The 15,646-nt window shown below is 69.5% G+C and carries 13 protein-coding genes, 1 rRNA gene, 1 pseudogene and 1 riboswitch; of the genes and pseudogenes, 2 read left to right on the forward strand and 13 right to left on the reverse strand.

Annotation, left to right across the window (positions count from 1 at the left end; genetic code table 11):
• Positions 1-80: 80 nt before the first annotated feature.
• Positions 81-623, reverse strand: a complete 543-nt coding sequence (locus tag ACFV6X_RS29075; protein WP_385388332.1) for a DUF1707 domain-containing protein — start codon at positions 621-623, stop codon at positions 81-83.
• A gap of 144 nt (positions 624-767) precedes the next feature.
• Here ACFV6X_RS29075 and ACFV6X_RS29080 point away from each other — a divergent pair, with 144 nt between their 5' ends.
• Positions 768-1,163 (forward strand): helix-turn-helix transcriptional regulator, encoded by a 396-nt coding sequence (locus tag ACFV6X_RS29080; RefSeq protein WP_365448122.1) that lies wholly within the window; start codon positions 768-770, stop codon positions 1,161-1,163.
• Positions 1,164-1,264: 101 nt separating this feature from the next.
• Here the strand turns inward: ACFV6X_RS29080 and gcvP are convergent, their stop codons facing one another.
• A complete protein-coding gene (gene gcvP / locus ACFV6X_RS29085; protein WP_385388335.1) occupies positions 1,265-4,150 on the reverse strand; it encodes an aminomethyl-transferring glycine dehydrogenase in 2,886 nt (961 codons plus the stop codon).
• 174 nt (positions 4,151-4,324) lie between these two features.
• A riboswitch (glycine riboswitch) is annotated at positions 4,325-4,423 on the reverse strand.
• 114 nt (positions 4,424-4,537) lie between these two features.
• Between gcvP and ACFV6X_RS29090 the strand changes: the two genes are divergently transcribed.
• Positions 4,538-4,909 (forward strand): PRC-barrel domain-containing protein, encoded by a 372-nt coding sequence (locus ACFV6X_RS29090; protein WP_365448118.1) that lies wholly within the window; start codon positions 4,538-4,540, stop codon positions 4,907-4,909.
• Here ACFV6X_RS29090 and ACFV6X_RS29095 read toward each other — a convergent pair.
• From ACFV6X_RS29095 to rrf, 11 genes and pseudogenes are all read right to left on the reverse strand, one after another.
• Positions 4,831-6,269, reverse strand: a pseudogene (locus ACFV6X_RS29095) (DNA polymerase IV). The gene ACFV6X_RS29090 and the pseudogene ACFV6X_RS29095 overlap by 79 nt on opposite strands.
• A gap of 64 nt (positions 6,270-6,333) precedes the next feature.
• Positions 6,334-7,017 (reverse strand): MerR family transcriptional regulator, encoded by a 684-nt coding sequence (locus tag ACFV6X_RS29100; RefSeq protein ID WP_385388337.1) that lies wholly within the window; start codon positions 7,015-7,017, stop codon positions 6,334-6,336.
• Positions 7,018-7,278: 261 nt separating this feature from the next.
• Positions 7,279-7,752 carry a bifunctional nuclease family protein gene (locus ACFV6X_RS29105; protein ID WP_385388339.1) on the reverse strand — a complete coding sequence of 158 codons (474 nt, stop codon included), beginning with the start codon at positions 7,750-7,752 and terminating at the stop codon, positions 7,279-7,281.
• A 453-nt stretch (positions 7,753-8,205) separates the two neighbouring features.
• A complete protein-coding gene (locus ACFV6X_RS29110) occupies positions 8,206-8,949 on the reverse strand; it encodes a MerR family transcriptional regulator (RefSeq protein ID WP_385388341.1) in 744 nt (247 codons plus the stop codon).
• 32 nt (positions 8,950-8,981) lie between these two features.
• On the reverse strand, positions 8,982-9,941 hold the full coding sequence (locus tag ACFV6X_RS29115; RefSeq protein WP_385388344.1) for an FHA domain-containing protein: 960 nt from the start codon (positions 9,939-9,941) through the stop codon (positions 8,982-8,984).
• A gap of 61 nt (positions 9,942-10,002) precedes the next feature.
• Complete coding sequence (locus ACFV6X_RS29120; protein ID WP_385388346.1) at positions 10,003-10,872, reverse strand: DUF881 domain-containing protein; 870 nt, start codon at positions 10,870-10,872, stop codon at positions 10,003-10,005.
• 5 nt (positions 10,873-10,877) lie between these two features.
• A complete protein-coding gene (locus ACFV6X_RS29125) occupies positions 10,878-11,210 on the reverse strand; it encodes a small basic family protein (protein WP_003988855.1) in 333 nt (110 codons plus the stop codon).
• The gene (locus ACFV6X_RS29130; RefSeq protein ID WP_385388349.1) at positions 11,207-12,127 is read right to left on the reverse strand and encodes a DUF881 domain-containing protein; all 921 of its coding nucleotides are present in this window, start codon (positions 12,125-12,127) and stop codon (positions 11,207-11,209) included. Before ACFV6X_RS29130 ends, ACFV6X_RS29125 begins: the two co-directional genes overlap by 4 nt.
• 97 nt (positions 12,128-12,224) lie before the next feature.
• Entirely contained in the window at positions 12,225-14,720 is a 2,496-nt protein-coding gene (locus ACFV6X_RS29135) for a sugar phosphate nucleotidyltransferase (protein WP_385388352.1), read from the reverse strand.
• A gap of 114 nt (positions 14,721-14,834) precedes the next feature.
• On the reverse strand, positions 14,835-15,443 hold the full coding sequence (locus tag ACFV6X_RS29140; protein ID WP_385388354.1) for a CDP-alcohol phosphatidyltransferase family protein: 609 nt from the start codon (positions 15,441-15,443) through the stop codon (positions 14,835-14,837).
• Between the two features lie 108 nt (positions 15,444-15,551).
• Positions 15,552-15,646: ribosomal RNA gene (gene rrf / locus ACFV6X_RS29145) — 5S ribosomal RNA — on the reverse strand; the annotation flags it as partial.

Below are 15,646 nucleotides of genomic sequence, written 5' to 3' on the forward strand. Positions count from 1 at the left end.
ACACCTCAGCACCACCGACCCAGCCCCGCCGCACACCTCAGCGCCACCGACCACCGACCCCGCCCCGCCCGCCGCACACCTCAGCGCCACCACCCCCGCCGCGCCGCCCCGGCCAGCACCCGCCCGTAACTGAGCCGGCCGGCCACCTCCACACGCAGCACCGGCGCGTCGGGCTCGGCCGACCCCCGCACCTTGACGTCGGCGTAGTGGGCGACGAGGGAATCCGTGTCCACCACGACCCCCGGCCGGGTCACCAGCCGCAGTGTGCCGCCCCGCATGTCGAGATCGACGCGCAGAGTGCCGTACGAGATCACCGCCCGTGTGAAGTCGAGCGTCACGTCGCCCCAGGACGACTCGATCTCCAGCAGCCGTGGCACCGCCCACTCGCCCTCCCGCACCACCGAACTGCCCTCCTGTTCGATGCGGACGACGTCCTTCGCCCCGGCCGGGACCGGCAGGTCACCGGTCAGCACGGCCAGCTCCCCCATCGTGCGCGCGGTCAGGGCCGCCTCCACCCGCTCCTCCAGCTCGTCGCCGGTCAGCCGCCCGTCCCCGGCGGCGGCGGACAGCACCTCGACCACCCGGTCCCGGTCCGCGTGCGAGGCCCTCACCTCGGACGTCACACCCACACGCGACAACTCGGCTGACACACCCTCACCCCGATCGCCCCTCCGGCACGGCCTGTCACGAACTAACGCTATATCGCGTTATACCCAATGGCCAACCCTCCGTCCACCCCCGGCGATCCCCGCCCTATCGTGACCGGCATGCACTCCTACACCATCGGCCAGGCCGCACGGCTCCTCGGCGTGAGCCCCGACACCGCGCGCCGCTGGGCGGACGCCGGCCGGGTGGCCACCCACCGCGACGACAGCGGTCGGCGGCTGATCGAGGGCAAGGACCTGGCCGCGTTCTCGGTCGAGCTCGCCAGGACGGGGAGCGGCGAGGAGGAGGCCCCGTACACCTCGGCCCGCAACGCCTTTCCCGGCATCGTGACCGCCATCAAGCTCGGCGACGTCGCCGCCCAGGTCGAGATCCAGGCCGGCCCGCACCGCCTGGTCTCCCTGCTGACCCGCGAGGCGGTCGAGGAGCTGGGCCTGGAGGTCGGCATGGAGGCGACGGCCCGCGTCAAGTCGACAAACGTACACATCGACCGGGCCTGACCAGCCGCCGGGTCCTACCCGGGAACGAGGAACGAGGGCCCCCGCAAAGGGAACCCTCGTCCACCGGCGTCGGCCTGCCCCGTTCGACGCCGCCTCGTGCCTCAGTCCTCGTACGCGTCCAGCGGCGGGCAGGAGCAGACCAGGTTCCGGTCACCGAAGGCCTGGTCGATACGGCGCACCGGCGGCCAGTACTTGTCGGCGACCGACACCCCGTCCGGGAAGACGGCCTCGTTCCGCGAGTAGGCGTGGCTCCACTCGCCGCGCAGCAGGCCGGCGGTGTGCGGAGCGTTGCGCAGCGGGTTGTCGTCGGCCGGCCAGTCGCCCGCGCCGACCTTCTCGATCTCCGCGCGAATCGCGATCATCGCCTCGCAGAACCGGTCGAGCTCGGTCAGGTCCTCGGACTCGGTCGGCTCGATCATCAGCGTCCCGGCCACCGGGAACGACATCGTCGGCGCGTGGAACCCGTAGTCGATCAGCCGCTTGGCCACGTCGTCGACGCTGACGCCCGTCGCCTTCGTCAGCGGCCGCAGATCGATGATGCACTCGTGCGCGACCAGCCCGCCCGGACCGGTGTACAGCACCGGGTAGTGCGGCTCCAGCCGCTTGGCGATGTAGTTGGCGCTCAGCACGGCCACCTGCGTGGCCCGCTTCAGGCCCTCCCCGCCCATGAGCCGCACATAGGCCCACGAGATCGGCAGAATGCCCGCCGAGCCCCACGGCGCGGCCGAGATCGGCCCCACCCCGGTCTCCGGTCCGGCCTCCGGCTGCAGAGGGTGGTTCGGCAGATACGGCGCCAGGTGCGACCGAACGGCCACGGGACCGACGCCCGGACCACCGCCGCCGTGCGGGATGCAGAACGTCTTGTGCAGGTTGAGGTGGGACACGTCGCCGCCGAAGTGCCCCGGCTTCGCGAGCCCCACCAGCGCGTTGAGGTTGGCCCCGTCGACGTAGACCTGACCACCGGCGTCGTGCACCTGGGCGCAGATGTCGGCGACGTGCTCCTCGAACACACCGTGCGTGGACGGGTACGTGATCATCAGCACCGACAACTCGTCGCGGTACTGCTCGATCTTCGCCCGCAGGTCCTCGACGTCGATCTCGCCGTCCCCGGCGGTCTTCACGACGACGACCTTCATGCCGGCCATGACGGCGCTCGCGGCGTTCGTGCCGTGCGCGGAGGACGGGATCAGGCACACGGTCCGCTGCTCGTCGCCGTTGGCCCGGTGGTACCCGCGCACGGCGAGCAGCCCGGCCAGCTCACCCTGCGACCCGGCGTTCGGCTGCAACGACACCTTGTCGTACCCGGTGACCTCGGCGAGGCGGTCCTCCAGCTCATGAATGAGCGTCAGGTATCCCGCCGCCTGCTCGGCCGGCGCGAACGGATGCAGCTGCCCGAACTCCGGCCAGGTGACCGGCTCCATCTCCGTGGTCGCGTTGAGCTTCATGGTGCAGGAGCCCAGCGGGATCATGCCGCGGTCGAGCGCGTAGTCGCGGTCGGAGAGCCGGCGCAGGTAGCGCAGCATCGCGGTCTCGGAGCGGTGCTGCTGGAAGACCGGGTGCGTCAGGTACGCGTCGGTGCGCAGCAGCCCGTCGGGCAGCGCGTCCTGCGTGCCGCCGTCCAGCGCCTCGATGTCCGCCTGGACACCGAACGCGGCCCATACGGCGGCCAGTTGGTCCCGCGTGGTGGTCTCGTCGCAGGCCATGGAGACGTGGTCGGCGTCGATCGGCCACAGGTTGACGCCGTTCTCGCGCGCGGCGGCCGTGACCTCGGCCGCCCGGCCCGGCACCCGCGCGGTGACGGTGTCGAAGTAGGCGCCGTGGACGATCTCGACGCCGCCGTCACGAAGGCCCGCGGCGAGGATCGCGGCGTACCGGTGGGTGCGCTGAGCGATGCCCCTCAGCCCCTCGGGCCCGTGGTAGACGGCGTACATCCCTGCCATCACGGCGAGCAGCACCTGCGCGGTGCAGATGTTGCTGGTCGCCTTCTCGCGCCGGATGTGCTGCTCTCGCGTCTGGAGCGCCAGCCGGTAGGCCTTGTTCCCGTCGGCGTCGACGGACACGCCCACAAGCCGCCCGGGCAGGCTGCGCGCGAACTTCTCCTGCACCGCCATGTAACCGGCGTGCGGCCCGCCGAAGCCCATCGGCACCCCGAACCGCTGCGTCGTACCGACCGCGATGTCCGCGCCCAGCTCGCCCGGCGACTTCAGCAGCGTCAGCGCCAGCAGATCCGCGGCGACGGTGACGAGCGCGCCCAGCCCGTGCGCCTGGTCGATGACCGCCTTGATGTCGCGTACGGCCCCGGAGGCGCCCGGGTACTGGATCAGCACGCCGTTGATCTCACGGTCGGCGACCTCAGCCGGAATGCCCTCGGCGAGGTCGGCGACGACCACCTCGACCCCGGTCGGCTCGGCGCGGCCCTGAATCACGGCGATGGTCTGCGGCAGCGCGTCCGCGTCGACCAGGAAGAGGCCCTTCTTGTTCCTGCCCATGCGCCGGGAGAGCGCCATGGCCTCGGCCGCGGCGGTGCCCTCGTCGAGCAGCGAGGCACCGGAGGTCGGCAGCCCGGTGAGGTCGGCGACCACGGTCTGGAAGTTCAGCAGCGCCTCCAGCCGGCCCTGCGAGATCTCCGGCTGGTACGGGGTGTACGCGGTGTACCAGGCCGGGTTCTCCATGACGTTGCGCATGACGACCGGCGGGGTGAAGGTCCCGTAGTAGCCGAGCCCGATCATGGAACCCAGCACCTGGTTGCGGTCGGCGAGGGAGCGCAGCTCACGCAGCACCTCGGCCTCGGTGCGCGCGCCCGGCAGATCCAGGGAGTCGGCGTTCTTGATCACGTCCGGTACCGCGGCGGCGGTGAGCTCGTCGAGCGAGCCGTAGCCGACCTGCGCGAGCATCTTGGCCCGCGCCTCCTGGTCGGGCCCGATGTGGCGCTGCTCGAACGGGATGCCCTGTTCGAGTGCGGAGAGCGGAATGCGCTGGGCGGTCATTGCGGAGGCCTCCTGGTCTGACGCGACCTTCGAGGGACACCCCTGCACGGGTGCCCCGACGGCCTCCCCCTCTGTCATCTCAACCTGAGAGCTTCACCGGCCGCCCGAGGACGCCCGGCTTGCACCGTCGGTGAGAGCGGGAGCCGTGACACCCGCTCTGCTTTCCAGAGTGACCTCGTCCGTGCGGTACGTGGGCCTGAGAGATTCCGGGGAGGATTTGCTCCTTCGGCGCCCCCGGTGGTCGTCTCCGGAGGACTCTCCCGCACGGGGTCAGCAGCCGTTTGCCAGAGTACCAGCGAGGTCGACACCCGGGCGTTCGAGTGGCCGCCTTCCTCAATGTGCTCTTTTGTAGTGCTTACGGATGAGGTGCGAGCGAGTGGAGGGCCCGTGCAGACCGACATCGATCCGCGCAACCTGATCGGCCGCAAGGCATTCGACCGCCACGGCAGCAAGATCGGCACCATCGACGAGGTCTACCTCGACGACGCGACCGGCGTACCGGAGTGGGCGGCCATACGGACCGGCCTGTTCAGCAGGGACGCCTTCGTCCCCCTGGAGCCGAGCGAGCTGATCGACGGCACTCTGCACGTCCCCTTCGAGCGCGCCCTGATCAAGGACGCCCCCGACTTCGGCGTCGGTCGGCACCTCTCCCCCGAGCAGGAACTCCAGCTGTATCACCACTACGGCCTCGACGTGGCCGCTCCCCCGGCGCTCCCGGACCGCGACTTCGGCAAGCTGGCGGGCTCGGACGAGACGTGACCCCGGGGGCTCAGCCCTGGAGCTCGGGTCTTCGCGCCACGAGTGGCAGCGGCTCCGCCGGCTCCAGCGCGGGATCGTCGACCCGGAAGGTCCGCACCCGCCCCGGTTCCGACTCGGGCGTCTCGAACCGCACGGTCACTCTCCCCAGCCCGCTGCCCTGAACCCATCCGTGTCCGTACTCGGCGTGCCGCACATCGTGTCCGGCGGCCCACCGCCGCTCGACGGGCCCGGCCTCCTCCCGCTCGGGCTCCTCCGCCACGTCCTCCGCCTGCCCCTCGTCCCCTTCCCCGGCCGCCTGCGCGAACAGGTCCTCCTGCGTGTAGTCGGCCAGCCCGCTGACCCCGACCCCCAGCAGCCGCACGCCCCCGGTGGTGTCCACGGAGTCCAGCAGCCGGGCCGCCGCCTCCCGCACCACCGCCGGATCGTCCGTGGGCCCACGCAGCGTCTCTGACCGGGTCAGCGTCGAGAAGTCGTACCGCCGCACCTTCAGTACGATCGTCCGCCCCGAGAGGCCGGCCCCGCGCAGCCGCCGCACGCACCGGTCGGCGAGCCGCTGCACCTCCAGCCCGACCCGGACCCGGTCGTGGATGTCCACGTCGTAGGTGTCCTCGACCGACACGGACTTCGCCTCCCGCTCGGCGACCACCGGCCGGTCGTCGCGGGCCAGCGCCATGGCGTACAGCGCGTGCCCGTGCGCCTTGCCCAGCAGCCGTACGAGCTCGTCCTCGCCCGCCTCGGCGATCTCGTCGACCGTGGTGATACCGGCCCGGCGCAGATGGTCACCCGTCGCGGGTCCCACCCCCGGCAGCGTCCGCACCGACATCGGCCCCAGCAGCTCCCGCTCCGTACCCGGCTCGATCAGCACCAGACCGTCGGGCTTCGCCTCCTCGGAGGCGATCTTCGCGAGCATCTTGGAGGCGGCGAGCCCGACGGACCCGGTGAGCCCGGTGACGGCCCGTATGTCGGCCCGCAGCCTGACGCCCGCCAGCCGCGCCGACTCCCGGTCCCAGGCCGTCCCCCCGGCCTCCAGGTCGACGAACGCCTCGTCCAGGCTCAGCGGCTCCACCAGTGGCGACAGCGCCCGCAGCAGGCCCATCACCTGCTCGCTGATCGTCCGGTACAACCCGAAGCGCGGCACCAGATAGGCGGCGTTCGGCGCGAGCCGGCGCGCCTGGCCCATCGGCATCGCCGAATGCACCCCGAACACCCGGGCCTCGTACGAGCAGGTCGCCACCACTCCGCGCGGCCCGAGCCCACCCACGATCACGGCTTTCCCCCGCAGGCTCGGCTTGGACGCCTGCTCCACCGAGGCGAAGAAGGCATCCATGTCGAGATGCAGGATCGTGGGCGCGGTTCTCACATGTCCGATGCTGCCTCACGCCACTGACAACGCCCCCGCGGCACGAGCCGCCGCCGACAGTGCCTCAGACGGCCCGGTTACGCCGCCGTGCCAGCTCGTCCGCCGGGTTGTGCCCGAGGAGCGTCTCACCGGTGTCGATGCGTTCTCCGTGCAGCTGCGACAGGGCGCTCTCCACGTCCCGCCAGACCACGCCGACGGCGATCCCGAAGATTCCCTGGCCGCCCTGGAGCAGCGCGTGGACCTCGTCGGGCGAGGTGCACTCGTAGACGGTGGCGCCGTCGCTCATCAGCGTCATCCGCTCCAGGTCTTGGAAGCCGCGCTCCCGCAGGTGCTGGACGGTGGTGCGGATGTTCTGCAGCGACACCCCGGTGTCGAGGAATCTCTTGACGATCTTCAGAACGACGACGTCGCGAAAGCTGTACAGGCGTTGCGTGCCGGACCCGTAGGCGGGCCGCACGCTCGGCTCGACCAGGCCCGTCCGGGCCCAGTAGTCCAGTTGCCGATAGGTGATGCCGGCGGCCGCGCAGGCCGTCGGACCTCGATAGCCGATCTCCTCGGACGCCATGGGCGCCGCCCCTCCGCCGCCGGGAACGGCCATAGGTCGCTGCGGAGCGTGATCAGTCGCCCTGCCGTGCGGAGGGTACCCCCCGCCCGGGCGAAGCCGAGAGCTCGGGGGAGGGCACGGACCGCTCTCCCCGAAACTGCGTCCGGGGGCACCCCCAGCCGTACCGTCGCCGCTGGTTCTCACGCCGACCTCCGTCCTTGACCTGCCTTCTCGACGGTAGGCAGTCACCAAGGGTGCGTCAACGATCGCCACACTCGGCACGCCGAGTGATAATCACCCTAAGAGTGGTTTCCCGCACCCCATCGCGGGGAAAGGCTAGCCGAATGCTCTGACGGGAAGCCGCATGACGCTCTCACTCGCCGCCGGCACGTGCCGGGGTGGGGAGCACGGCCCGGGCACACACCGGCCCGCCGCGGACCCCATGCCCGCGCGGGCCGCCACCACTCACTGGCTGCTGCTGCCGAAGTCCTCGGGCGAGATCTGGTCGAGGAACTCCCGGAACTTCTCCACCTCGTCCTCCTGCTCGTCGGGGATCGCGATACCGGCGTCGTCGAGCACCCCGTCACTGCCGTAGATCGGCGTGCCGGTGCGCAGGGCAAGCGCTATGGCGTCGGACGGGCGGGCGCTCACCTCGACGCCGCTGGCGAAGACCAGATCGGCGTAGAAGACGCCTTCACGCAGGTCCGTGATGCGTACTTCGGTGAGCTCCTGGCCGACGGCCTCCAGCACGTCCTTGAACAGGTCGTGGGTCAGCGGTCGCGCGGGGGCCATGCCCTGCTGGGCGAAGGCGATCGCCGTCGCCTCCCCCGGCCCGATCCAGATAGGGAGGTAACGGTCGCCTCCCACTTCGCGCAGGAGCACGATCGGTTGGTTGGAGGGCATTTCGACCCGGACACCTACGACATCGAGCTCGTTCACACAGCAACCCTAGGCCGTGCCCGGGACGTTTGGGTAGTCGGGCCGCCATCCCCCACGCGATCCGGTCGCCGCCCACCAGCTCGGCGCTCACCCCGGTGAGCGGGACACCCGCCCGCAGCTCCTGAGGTGCGGACAATCCGGCGCCCCTGTCCTGGGGCCACGACACAGCTCAGCCCCTTGAGCCCCCGCCGGCCTTGCTCATCCGCTCACCGAGCCATCACCAGGGGCCCACACGGCGCGGCGACCCCGCCATGAGGCACACCGGCAGCAGCACCGCGGCGCCGGCGCCTGTCCGGCCCTGTGCACCCATCAGCGGACCCCGAGGCCCCGTGCACCCGTCAGCGGGCCCCGAGGGCCTGAGCCCCGGGCAACCCTCACAGCCCACGCACAGCCCGCCCTGCCCGAGCGCACCCTCCGCAGGCCGCCTCGCAGGGAACCCACCACACAACCCGCTCAGGGCAACCGCACCCCGAGCGCACTCTGCACCAGCGCCGCATGCAGTTTCACCGTGAGCCCCGCCAGCTCCTTGGCCCGGGCCTCCGCATGCGCCCTCGTCTGCGGGTTCCGATGCCGCTTCAGCGGAGCCACCACCTGGTCCACGAGCCCGGCCTCACGGTCGGCCGCGGCCTTCATCGCGCGCAGGTGCCGCGGCTCGATCCCGGACCGGCCGAGCTCGACGATGAGCGCCGACACCGTGACCGCCTCGGCGTCGTAGACCCCGTCCGCCACCGGAGTGACCAGCCCGTACGACTCCCACTCGGAGAGCTCCCGCTCACCGATCCCGGCCGCTGCCAGCAACTCCGCCCGTGCGATCCGGGCCGCCGTCGGTCCGTCGGACGTCTCGTCGGCGGCCACGGCCTCGCCGTCACGCTGTCGGCCCAGCGTCGGCAGCCGCACCTGCTCGCCGCGCTCCATCGCGTCAAGGTGCTCACGGATCACCTTGAGCGGCAGGTAGTGGTCCCGCTGCATCCGCAGCACATGCCCGAGCCGCTCGACGTCTCCCGGGCCGAACTTCCGGTACCCCGAGGGCGTCCGCTGCGGCTCGATGAGCCCCTCCGACTCCAAAAAGCGGATCTTGGAGATCGTGACCTCGGGAAACTCCTCGCGCAGCACGTTCAACACCGTGCCGATACTCATCAGCCCGCTGTCCGTGGCGGCGGCACCGTACCCGGAGCCGCCGCTCGGTGTGTGACGCATGGAACTTCCCTCGGAGTTTCTCCGGAGGAGGGTCAGATGCCCTGCCTGCTCGCGTAGAAGACGAGCCGGTACTTGCCGATCTGCACCTCGTCACCGTTGGACAGAGCGACCTGGTCGATCCGCTCCCGGTTGACGTACGTGCCGTTCAGGCTGCCGACGTCGGCCACCGTGAAGGACCCGTCCGGGCTGCGCCGGAACTCCACGTGGCGGCGCGAGACCGTCACGTCGTCCAGGAAGATGTCGCTCTGCGGGTGCCGCCCGGCCGTGGTCAGGTCACTGTCCAGCAGGAAGCGGCTGCCCGAGTTCGGCCCCCGGCGCACCACCAGCAGCGCGGAGCCCAGCGGCAGCGCGTCCACCGCGGCCTGCGCCTCGGGAGAGAGCGTGGGCATCTGTGTCTGACCGGTGACCTCGGCGTCGTACGCCTCAAGACCGCTGATGGAGATCGTGGAGGTCGTCTCGGACGGACGCTCGGGCGTCACTCCCGGCCGCAGCGGCGCACCGCAGTTGGAACAGAAGCGGCTGCTCTCCGCGTTGCGGTTACCGCACCTCGGACAAACCAGGGCCGACATGGACGGATCCTCCTGCCGCGGCTGCCCCGCAGGGGCGTGGGACGCGTACGGGTCGGCGGAAAACCCTCCACCCGCACTTGAGGTTGACGGTTGCCCGAAACCTATGCCGCCGGCCTGGGCAGGGTCAACCGACGGCGCGCCCTGACCACCGGAAATGTCGCCACCCGGACCAGTGACCTGGCCCCGGAACAGCGGTCGCTGGCCCTCCGCGTCAGGCTGTGCGCGATGCCGAGCGGTCGCGTTTTCGCGACCCTCTCGCGCGCTCTTGCCGAACAACTTCGCAAACAACTTCACGGGCGATTCCCCTTGACCGAAACAGACCCGCCCGTGGGGCAGGACGAACCCTGATTGCACACACTGGTCGACCCGGACATCCTCACAACGTCCGTATCCACCAGACAGTTTCCACCACGCACCACCCAATCGGTGCGCCGACCCCCCGCAACCTCATGCCCTCCCCGGACGTCCGCCATGCACCGCCGGTTCACTGGGAGGACGACCGAGCGTAGTCAGGTCGCTTCACCGCTCGCAAGGCGTCCACGACGATCTTGTCCGACCGCTCGACAGTCACGGTGGCCTGCTCCTTCTCAAGCGTCTGCACCACGCCTCCTGGGATGTTGAGCGCCGGTTCGAGGTCCTGCGGCTTGCCGATGACCTTGAAACGATAGGGAGCGTTGATCTTGTTCCCGTCGACGCTCACACTTTGCCCGGAGTCCGTCAGATAGGTGCTCGCGACGACCCGCACGCCGTTCACCTGGATCGCCTCCGCACCGGCCGCGCGCAGCTCCTGGATCGCGTCGAGCAGCATGTCCGCCTCGACCGTCCCCTTCGTGTCGTCGATGGTCATCGTGATGCCGGGCCCCTGTGCCGCCACCGTGCCCGCCAGCACACCGAGTTGCCGTTCCTTCTCGATCGTCTGCCGCCGGGCCTCCTCGGCCTGGTTCGAGCTGTTCTCCAGCTCGTCCCGCTGGTTCTCGAGACCCTGCTTCTCGTCCTCAAGACGCTGAGTACGGTCGTCCAGTTCATCGAGGATCCGCACGAGATCCTCCTGGCGGGCTCCGCGCAGGGCGCTGTCGCCGTCGCTGTTCGAGGCGACCTGCACCGCCAGGCCGAAACCGAGCCCGAACAGCAGCAGGGCGACGATCAGTTGGGCCCGGCTGATCCGCGGCGGCCACAGTCCGTTGACGAGCCGCTGCCGCCCCGTGATCTCGGGCCGCGTCTTTTCCTCGGCGGGGTCCGGGAGTGTCGTGTCGTCCGTCGTCGGCATGGCCTCGGCCCGCACCTCGTCGGGCAGCTCCTTGCGCAGCCGGCTCTCGCCCGTCGTCCCGCCGGCCTTCTCGTCCTGATCGCTCATCGGCCTCACGCCCGGAAGACGTGCCGGCGGATCGCCGCGGCGTTGGAGAAGATGCGGATACCGAGGACGACCACCACACCCGTGGACAGCTGGGCGCCGACGCCCAACTTGTCGCCCAGGAAGACGATCAACGCGGCGACGACCACGTTCGACAGGAACGAGACCACGAAGACCTTGTCGTCGAAGATGCCGTCGAGCATGGCCCGCAGGCCGCCGAAGACGGCGTCCAGGGCCGCCACCACGGCGATCGGGAGATAAGGCTCGACGACCGCCGGAACCTCGGGCCGGACCAACAGGCCGGCCACGACTCCCACGACGAGGCCCAGTACGGCGATCACGATGTGCCTTTCTCACTTCTCTGCTGTGCTGACTCGGTTATCGGCTGTGCTGTGCGGACGATCACACTCGGTGCGGCCGGCAACCGCAGCTCCCCCTCCGCCGAGATGCTCGTCCGGATGCCGAAGCTCTCCTGCAGGGCATGCAGGTACAGCCCGTCCGCGCTGTTCTGGAACTTCGTGCTCAGCCCCTCGCCGTCCCCCACCGCGAGCACCGTGTACGGCGGCACCAGCGGCCGGTTGTCGACCAGTATCGCGTCACCCGCGGCCCGGATCGCCGACAGCGCCGTCAGGCGCTGTCCATTGATCGAGACGGCCTCGGCGCCCGACTCCCACAGCCCGTTCACCACGCGCTGCATGTCACGGTCACGTACCCGCCCCGTGTCGGAGAAGCCGGTCGTCCCGCGCGGGTCGCTGGCAGCGCCGGAGGTGGCCTCCTTGGCGTCGTTCACGACCAACTTCACGCCGGGGCCATGCACTTCGGCGGCACCCGACAGGATGCCGACCAGTTCCGTCTGATCTCCGCCGCCGCTCTGCTTGAGCGCCTTCCGCTGCCGGGCGCTCACGTCTTCCCGCAGCTTGTCGACGGTGCTCTCCAGCTCGTCCGCCGCCGCGGTCTCCCGGTCGATCCGGTCGATGAGCTCCTCGCGCTCCTTCGCCACGACCGGCGCCGCCACCCGGGCCTGGGCCGCGCCGACGGTCACGACCAGAGCCGCCAGCACCAGACCGGCGGCGAGACCGAGCTTCGCCCGCAACGTCTTCGGCATGCCTCCGGCGGTCTTCTTCCGGGCCGCCGCCTCGGCGTAGCCGTCATCGAGGCTGTGATCCATGACGTTGGTGAGCAGCGACATGGACGCGTCCGGGCGCGTAGGGCGCGCGGGTGTGCTCCGAACGGGCGGCTGCTGCGGCATGCCGCACATCGTCGCACGTCGCGGCCGCTACCTCCGAATGGCCCCACCGGCGTGCCGGACAGGCCCCCTTGGGGACACTTGTCCGGCACGCACGCGTGCTGCTGTTTTACCGCCCGGCGCTGTCCACGACCGACGACCACTCGTCGAGCAGTGCCTGCGCGGAAGCGTCGTCCGGCCCCTCCGCCCACAGGTGGGTGACCGCCTCGGCCGGGTCGGGCAGCACCATCACCCAGCGCCCGTCGGCCTCGACCACGCGCACACCGTCCGTGGTGTCCACGTCACGATCTCCGGCCGCCTCGACCACGCGCCGCATGACGAGACCCTTGACCGCCCACGGAGTCGCCAGATCCCGCTTGAGGACGTGCGCACGCGGGATGCGCGCGTCGATCTGGCTCAGCGTGAGCTGCGTCCGCGCCACCAGTCCGATCAGCCGTACGAAGGCCGCCGTACCGTCGAAGACGCTGCTGAACTCCGGGACGATGAAGCCGCCCTTGCCGTCACCGCCGAAGATGGTCGTCTCGTCCCGGCCGACCCGGGTCAGGTCGTCGGGGGACGTGGTGGTCCACTCGACCTGGGTCCCGTGGTACGCCGCGACCTGCTCGGCGATCCTCGTGGTGGTCACCGGAAGCGCGACCCGCCCGCTACGGCGCTCGGCCGCGACCAGGTCGAGCATCACGAGCAGCGCCCGGTCGTCCTCGACGATCCGCCCCTTCTCGTCGACCAGCGACAGCCGCTCGCCGACGGGGTCGAACCGCACACCGAACGCGGCTCGCGCGGACGCCACGATCTCTCCCAGTCGCACCAGGCCCGACCGCCGCGCATCCGCCGACTCCGTCGGCCTGGACTCGTCCAGACCCGGGTTGATCGTCAGCGAGTCCACACCCAGCTTGCCGAGCAGGCTGGGCAGCACCAGCCCCGAGCTTCCGTTCGAGGCGTCGACGACGACCTTCAGTCCCGACTCGGCGATCCCGGTGATGTCGACGTTCCGCAGCAGCGACCCGGTGTAGGAGTCGAAGACGCTGGACGGGAAATGCAGGTCCCCGATCTCACCGGGGAACGCCCGTCGGTACTCCTGACGCGCGAAGACCCGGTCCAGCTTCCGCTGGCTCGCCTGCGAAAGATCGGCACCCTGCCCGTCGAAGAACATGATGTCCACGGAGTCAGGCACCCCGGGCGTGGTCCGGATCATGATCCCGCCCGCACTGCCCCTGGCCGTCTGCTGCCGAGCGACCGGCAGCGGTACGTTCTCCAGGTCGCGTACGTCGATGGCGCTGGCCTGCAACGCGGAGATCACGGCCCGCTTCAGCGCACGGGCACCCCTGGAGTGGTCACGCGCCGTGGTGACGGTGGATCCCTTCTTCAGGGTCGTCGCGTACGCACCGGCCAGCCGTACGGCCAGCTCCGGTGTGATCTCGACGTTCAGGATTCCGGAAACGCCACGTGCGCCGAAGAGATGGGCCTGGCCCCGCGACTCCCAGATGACCGAGGTGTTGACGAAGGCGCCGGCCTCGATCGTCTTGAACGGGTAGACCCGCACATTGCCCTGCACGATCGATTCTTCACCGATGAGGCACTCATCACCGATGACGGCGCCGTCCTCGATGCGGGCCGCCCGCATGATGTCGGTGTTCTTCCCGACGACACAGCCGCGCAGATTGCTGTGCTGCCCGACATACACGTTGTCGTGCACCACAGCCCTGTGCAGGAACGCGCCGCTCTTGACGACCACGTTCGAGCCGACGACGGTGTGCTCACGTATTTCCGCGCCGGCCTCGACCTTCGCGTAGTCGCCGATGTACAGCGGCCCGCGGAGCACGGCGTCGGGATGTACTTCGGCCCCTTCGGCCACCCACACGCCCGGTGAGATCTCGAAGCCGTCGATCTCGACGTCGACCTTGCGCTCCAGGACGTCGGCCTGAGCCTTCACATAGCTCTCGTGCGTGCCGACATCCTCCCAATAGCCCTCGGCGACATAGCCGTATACCGGCTTGCCCTCCTTCATGAGCTGCGGGAAGACTTCACCGGACCAGTCGACGGACACATCGGCTTCGACATAGTCGAAGACCTCAGGCTCCATGACGTAGATTCCGGTGTTCACGGTGTCCGAGAAGACCTGCCCCCAGGTCGGCTTCTCAAGGAACCGCTCGACCTTGCCCTCTTCGTCGACGATCGTGATTCCGAATTCCAAGGGATTCGGGACACGGGTCAGACAGACCGTGACCAGCGCACCCTTTTCCTTGTGGAAGTTGATCAGTTCGGTGAGGTCGAAGTCGGTCAGGGCATCACCGGAGATGACAAGGAACGTGTCGTCCTTCAACGCCTCTTCGGCGTTCTTGACACTTCCGGCGGTTCCGAGTGGCTTCTCCTCGTTGGCATACGTGAGCTCCATACCGAGCTCTTCGCCGTCACCGAAGTAGTTCTTGACCAGTGACGCAAGGAACTGGACAGTCACGACTGTCTCGTTGAGCCCATGCCTTTTGAGCAGCCGAAGCACATGCTCCATGATCGGCCGGTTGGCCACCGGCAGGAGCGGCTTGGGCATGCTTGAGGTCATGGGACGAAGGCGCGTGCCCTCGCCACCGGCCATCACGACGGCCTTCATGTCGGAAGCGTCCTCCTCGAAGAGACGACGGTCTAGCCGACTTCACCCGTCCGAATTGTCCCGCACTTTTCCCTTGCGGGCCATCGCACCGCTGCGGCCGCGCATTCGACGAGCTCAATCGGCCATGGCGTCCGCACGAACCAGACGGCGGACCTGTACCACGTAGAGGACTCCTGCCCACCAGTAGAGGGTTGTACCCCATCCGGCGAACGCCCATCCGAAAATCGCAGCGAGTGACGCCAGCCATCCGCTTCCGTCACTGAGCAGCAGCAACGGGAAGGCGTACATCAGGTTGAAGGTGGCGGCCTTGCCGAGGAAGTTCACCTGGGGCGGCGGATAGCCGTGGCGTCTGAGGACGCCCACCATCACCAGCAGGACCAGTTCTCGCGCAAGCAGTACAGCGGTCAACCAGAGGGGCAGAATCTCGCGCCACGTGAGCCCGACCAGGGTCGAGAGAATGTAGAGCCGGTCCGCGGCAGGATCGAGGAGCCGGCCAAGGCTGCTGATCTGGTTCCAGCGCCGGGCGAGTTTGCCGTCCAGGTAGTCACTGATCCCGCTCAGAGCCAGCACCAGCAGCGCCCAGCCGTCACTCTTCGGTCCGCCGAACTCGGGCCTGAGGATCAGCCACAGAAACAGGGGCACGCCAAGAAGCCGGGCCATGCTGAGGATGTTCGGGATGGTGAGGACCCGGTCCGTCTGAACGCGGGTCTCCTGGACCTCCAACCGGGGGCCTCCTGTCGAAAACGAGCCAACGATGCCCCCCGACCTTACCTCAACGCAAAAAAGCTCCGGCTCCTGGGCATGTGCCCAAGAGCCGGAGCTCTAAAGGTAGTTCGGCGGCGTCCTACTCTCCCACAGGGTCCCCCCTGCAGTACCATCGGCGCTGTAAGGCTTAGCTTCCGGGTTCGAAATGTAACCGGGCGTTT

It is taken from the genome of Streptomyces sp. NPDC059861, assembly GCF_042731435.1.
Lineage (GTDB): Bacteria > Actinomycetota > Actinomycetes > Streptomycetales > Streptomycetaceae > Streptomyces.

Coding starts and splice junctions, on each gene's coding strand:
- ACFV6X_RS29130 (WP_385388349.1), bottom strand. CDS start 12,127: ATGTGCGGCATGCCGCAGCAGCCGCCCGTTCGGAGCACACCCGCGCGC.
- ACFV6X_RS29135 (WP_385388352.1), bottom strand. CDS start 14,720: ATGAAGGCCGTCGTGATGGCCGGTGGCGAGGGCACGCGCCTTCGTCCC.
- ACFV6X_RS29110 (WP_385388341.1), bottom strand. CDS start 8,949: ATGCGTCACACACCGAGCGGCGGCTCCGGGTACGGTGCCGCCGCCACG.
- gcvP (WP_385388335.1), bottom strand. CDS start 4,150: ATGACCGCCCAGCGCATTCCGCTCTCCGCACTCGAACAGGGCATCCCG.
- ACFV6X_RS29120 (WP_385388346.1), bottom strand. CDS start 10,872: ATGAGCGATCAGGACGAGAAGGCCGGCGGGACGACGGGCGAGAGCCGG.
- ACFV6X_RS29080 (WP_365448122.1), top strand. CDS start 768: ATGCACTCCTACACCATCGGCCAGGCCGCACGGCTCCTCGGCGTGAGC.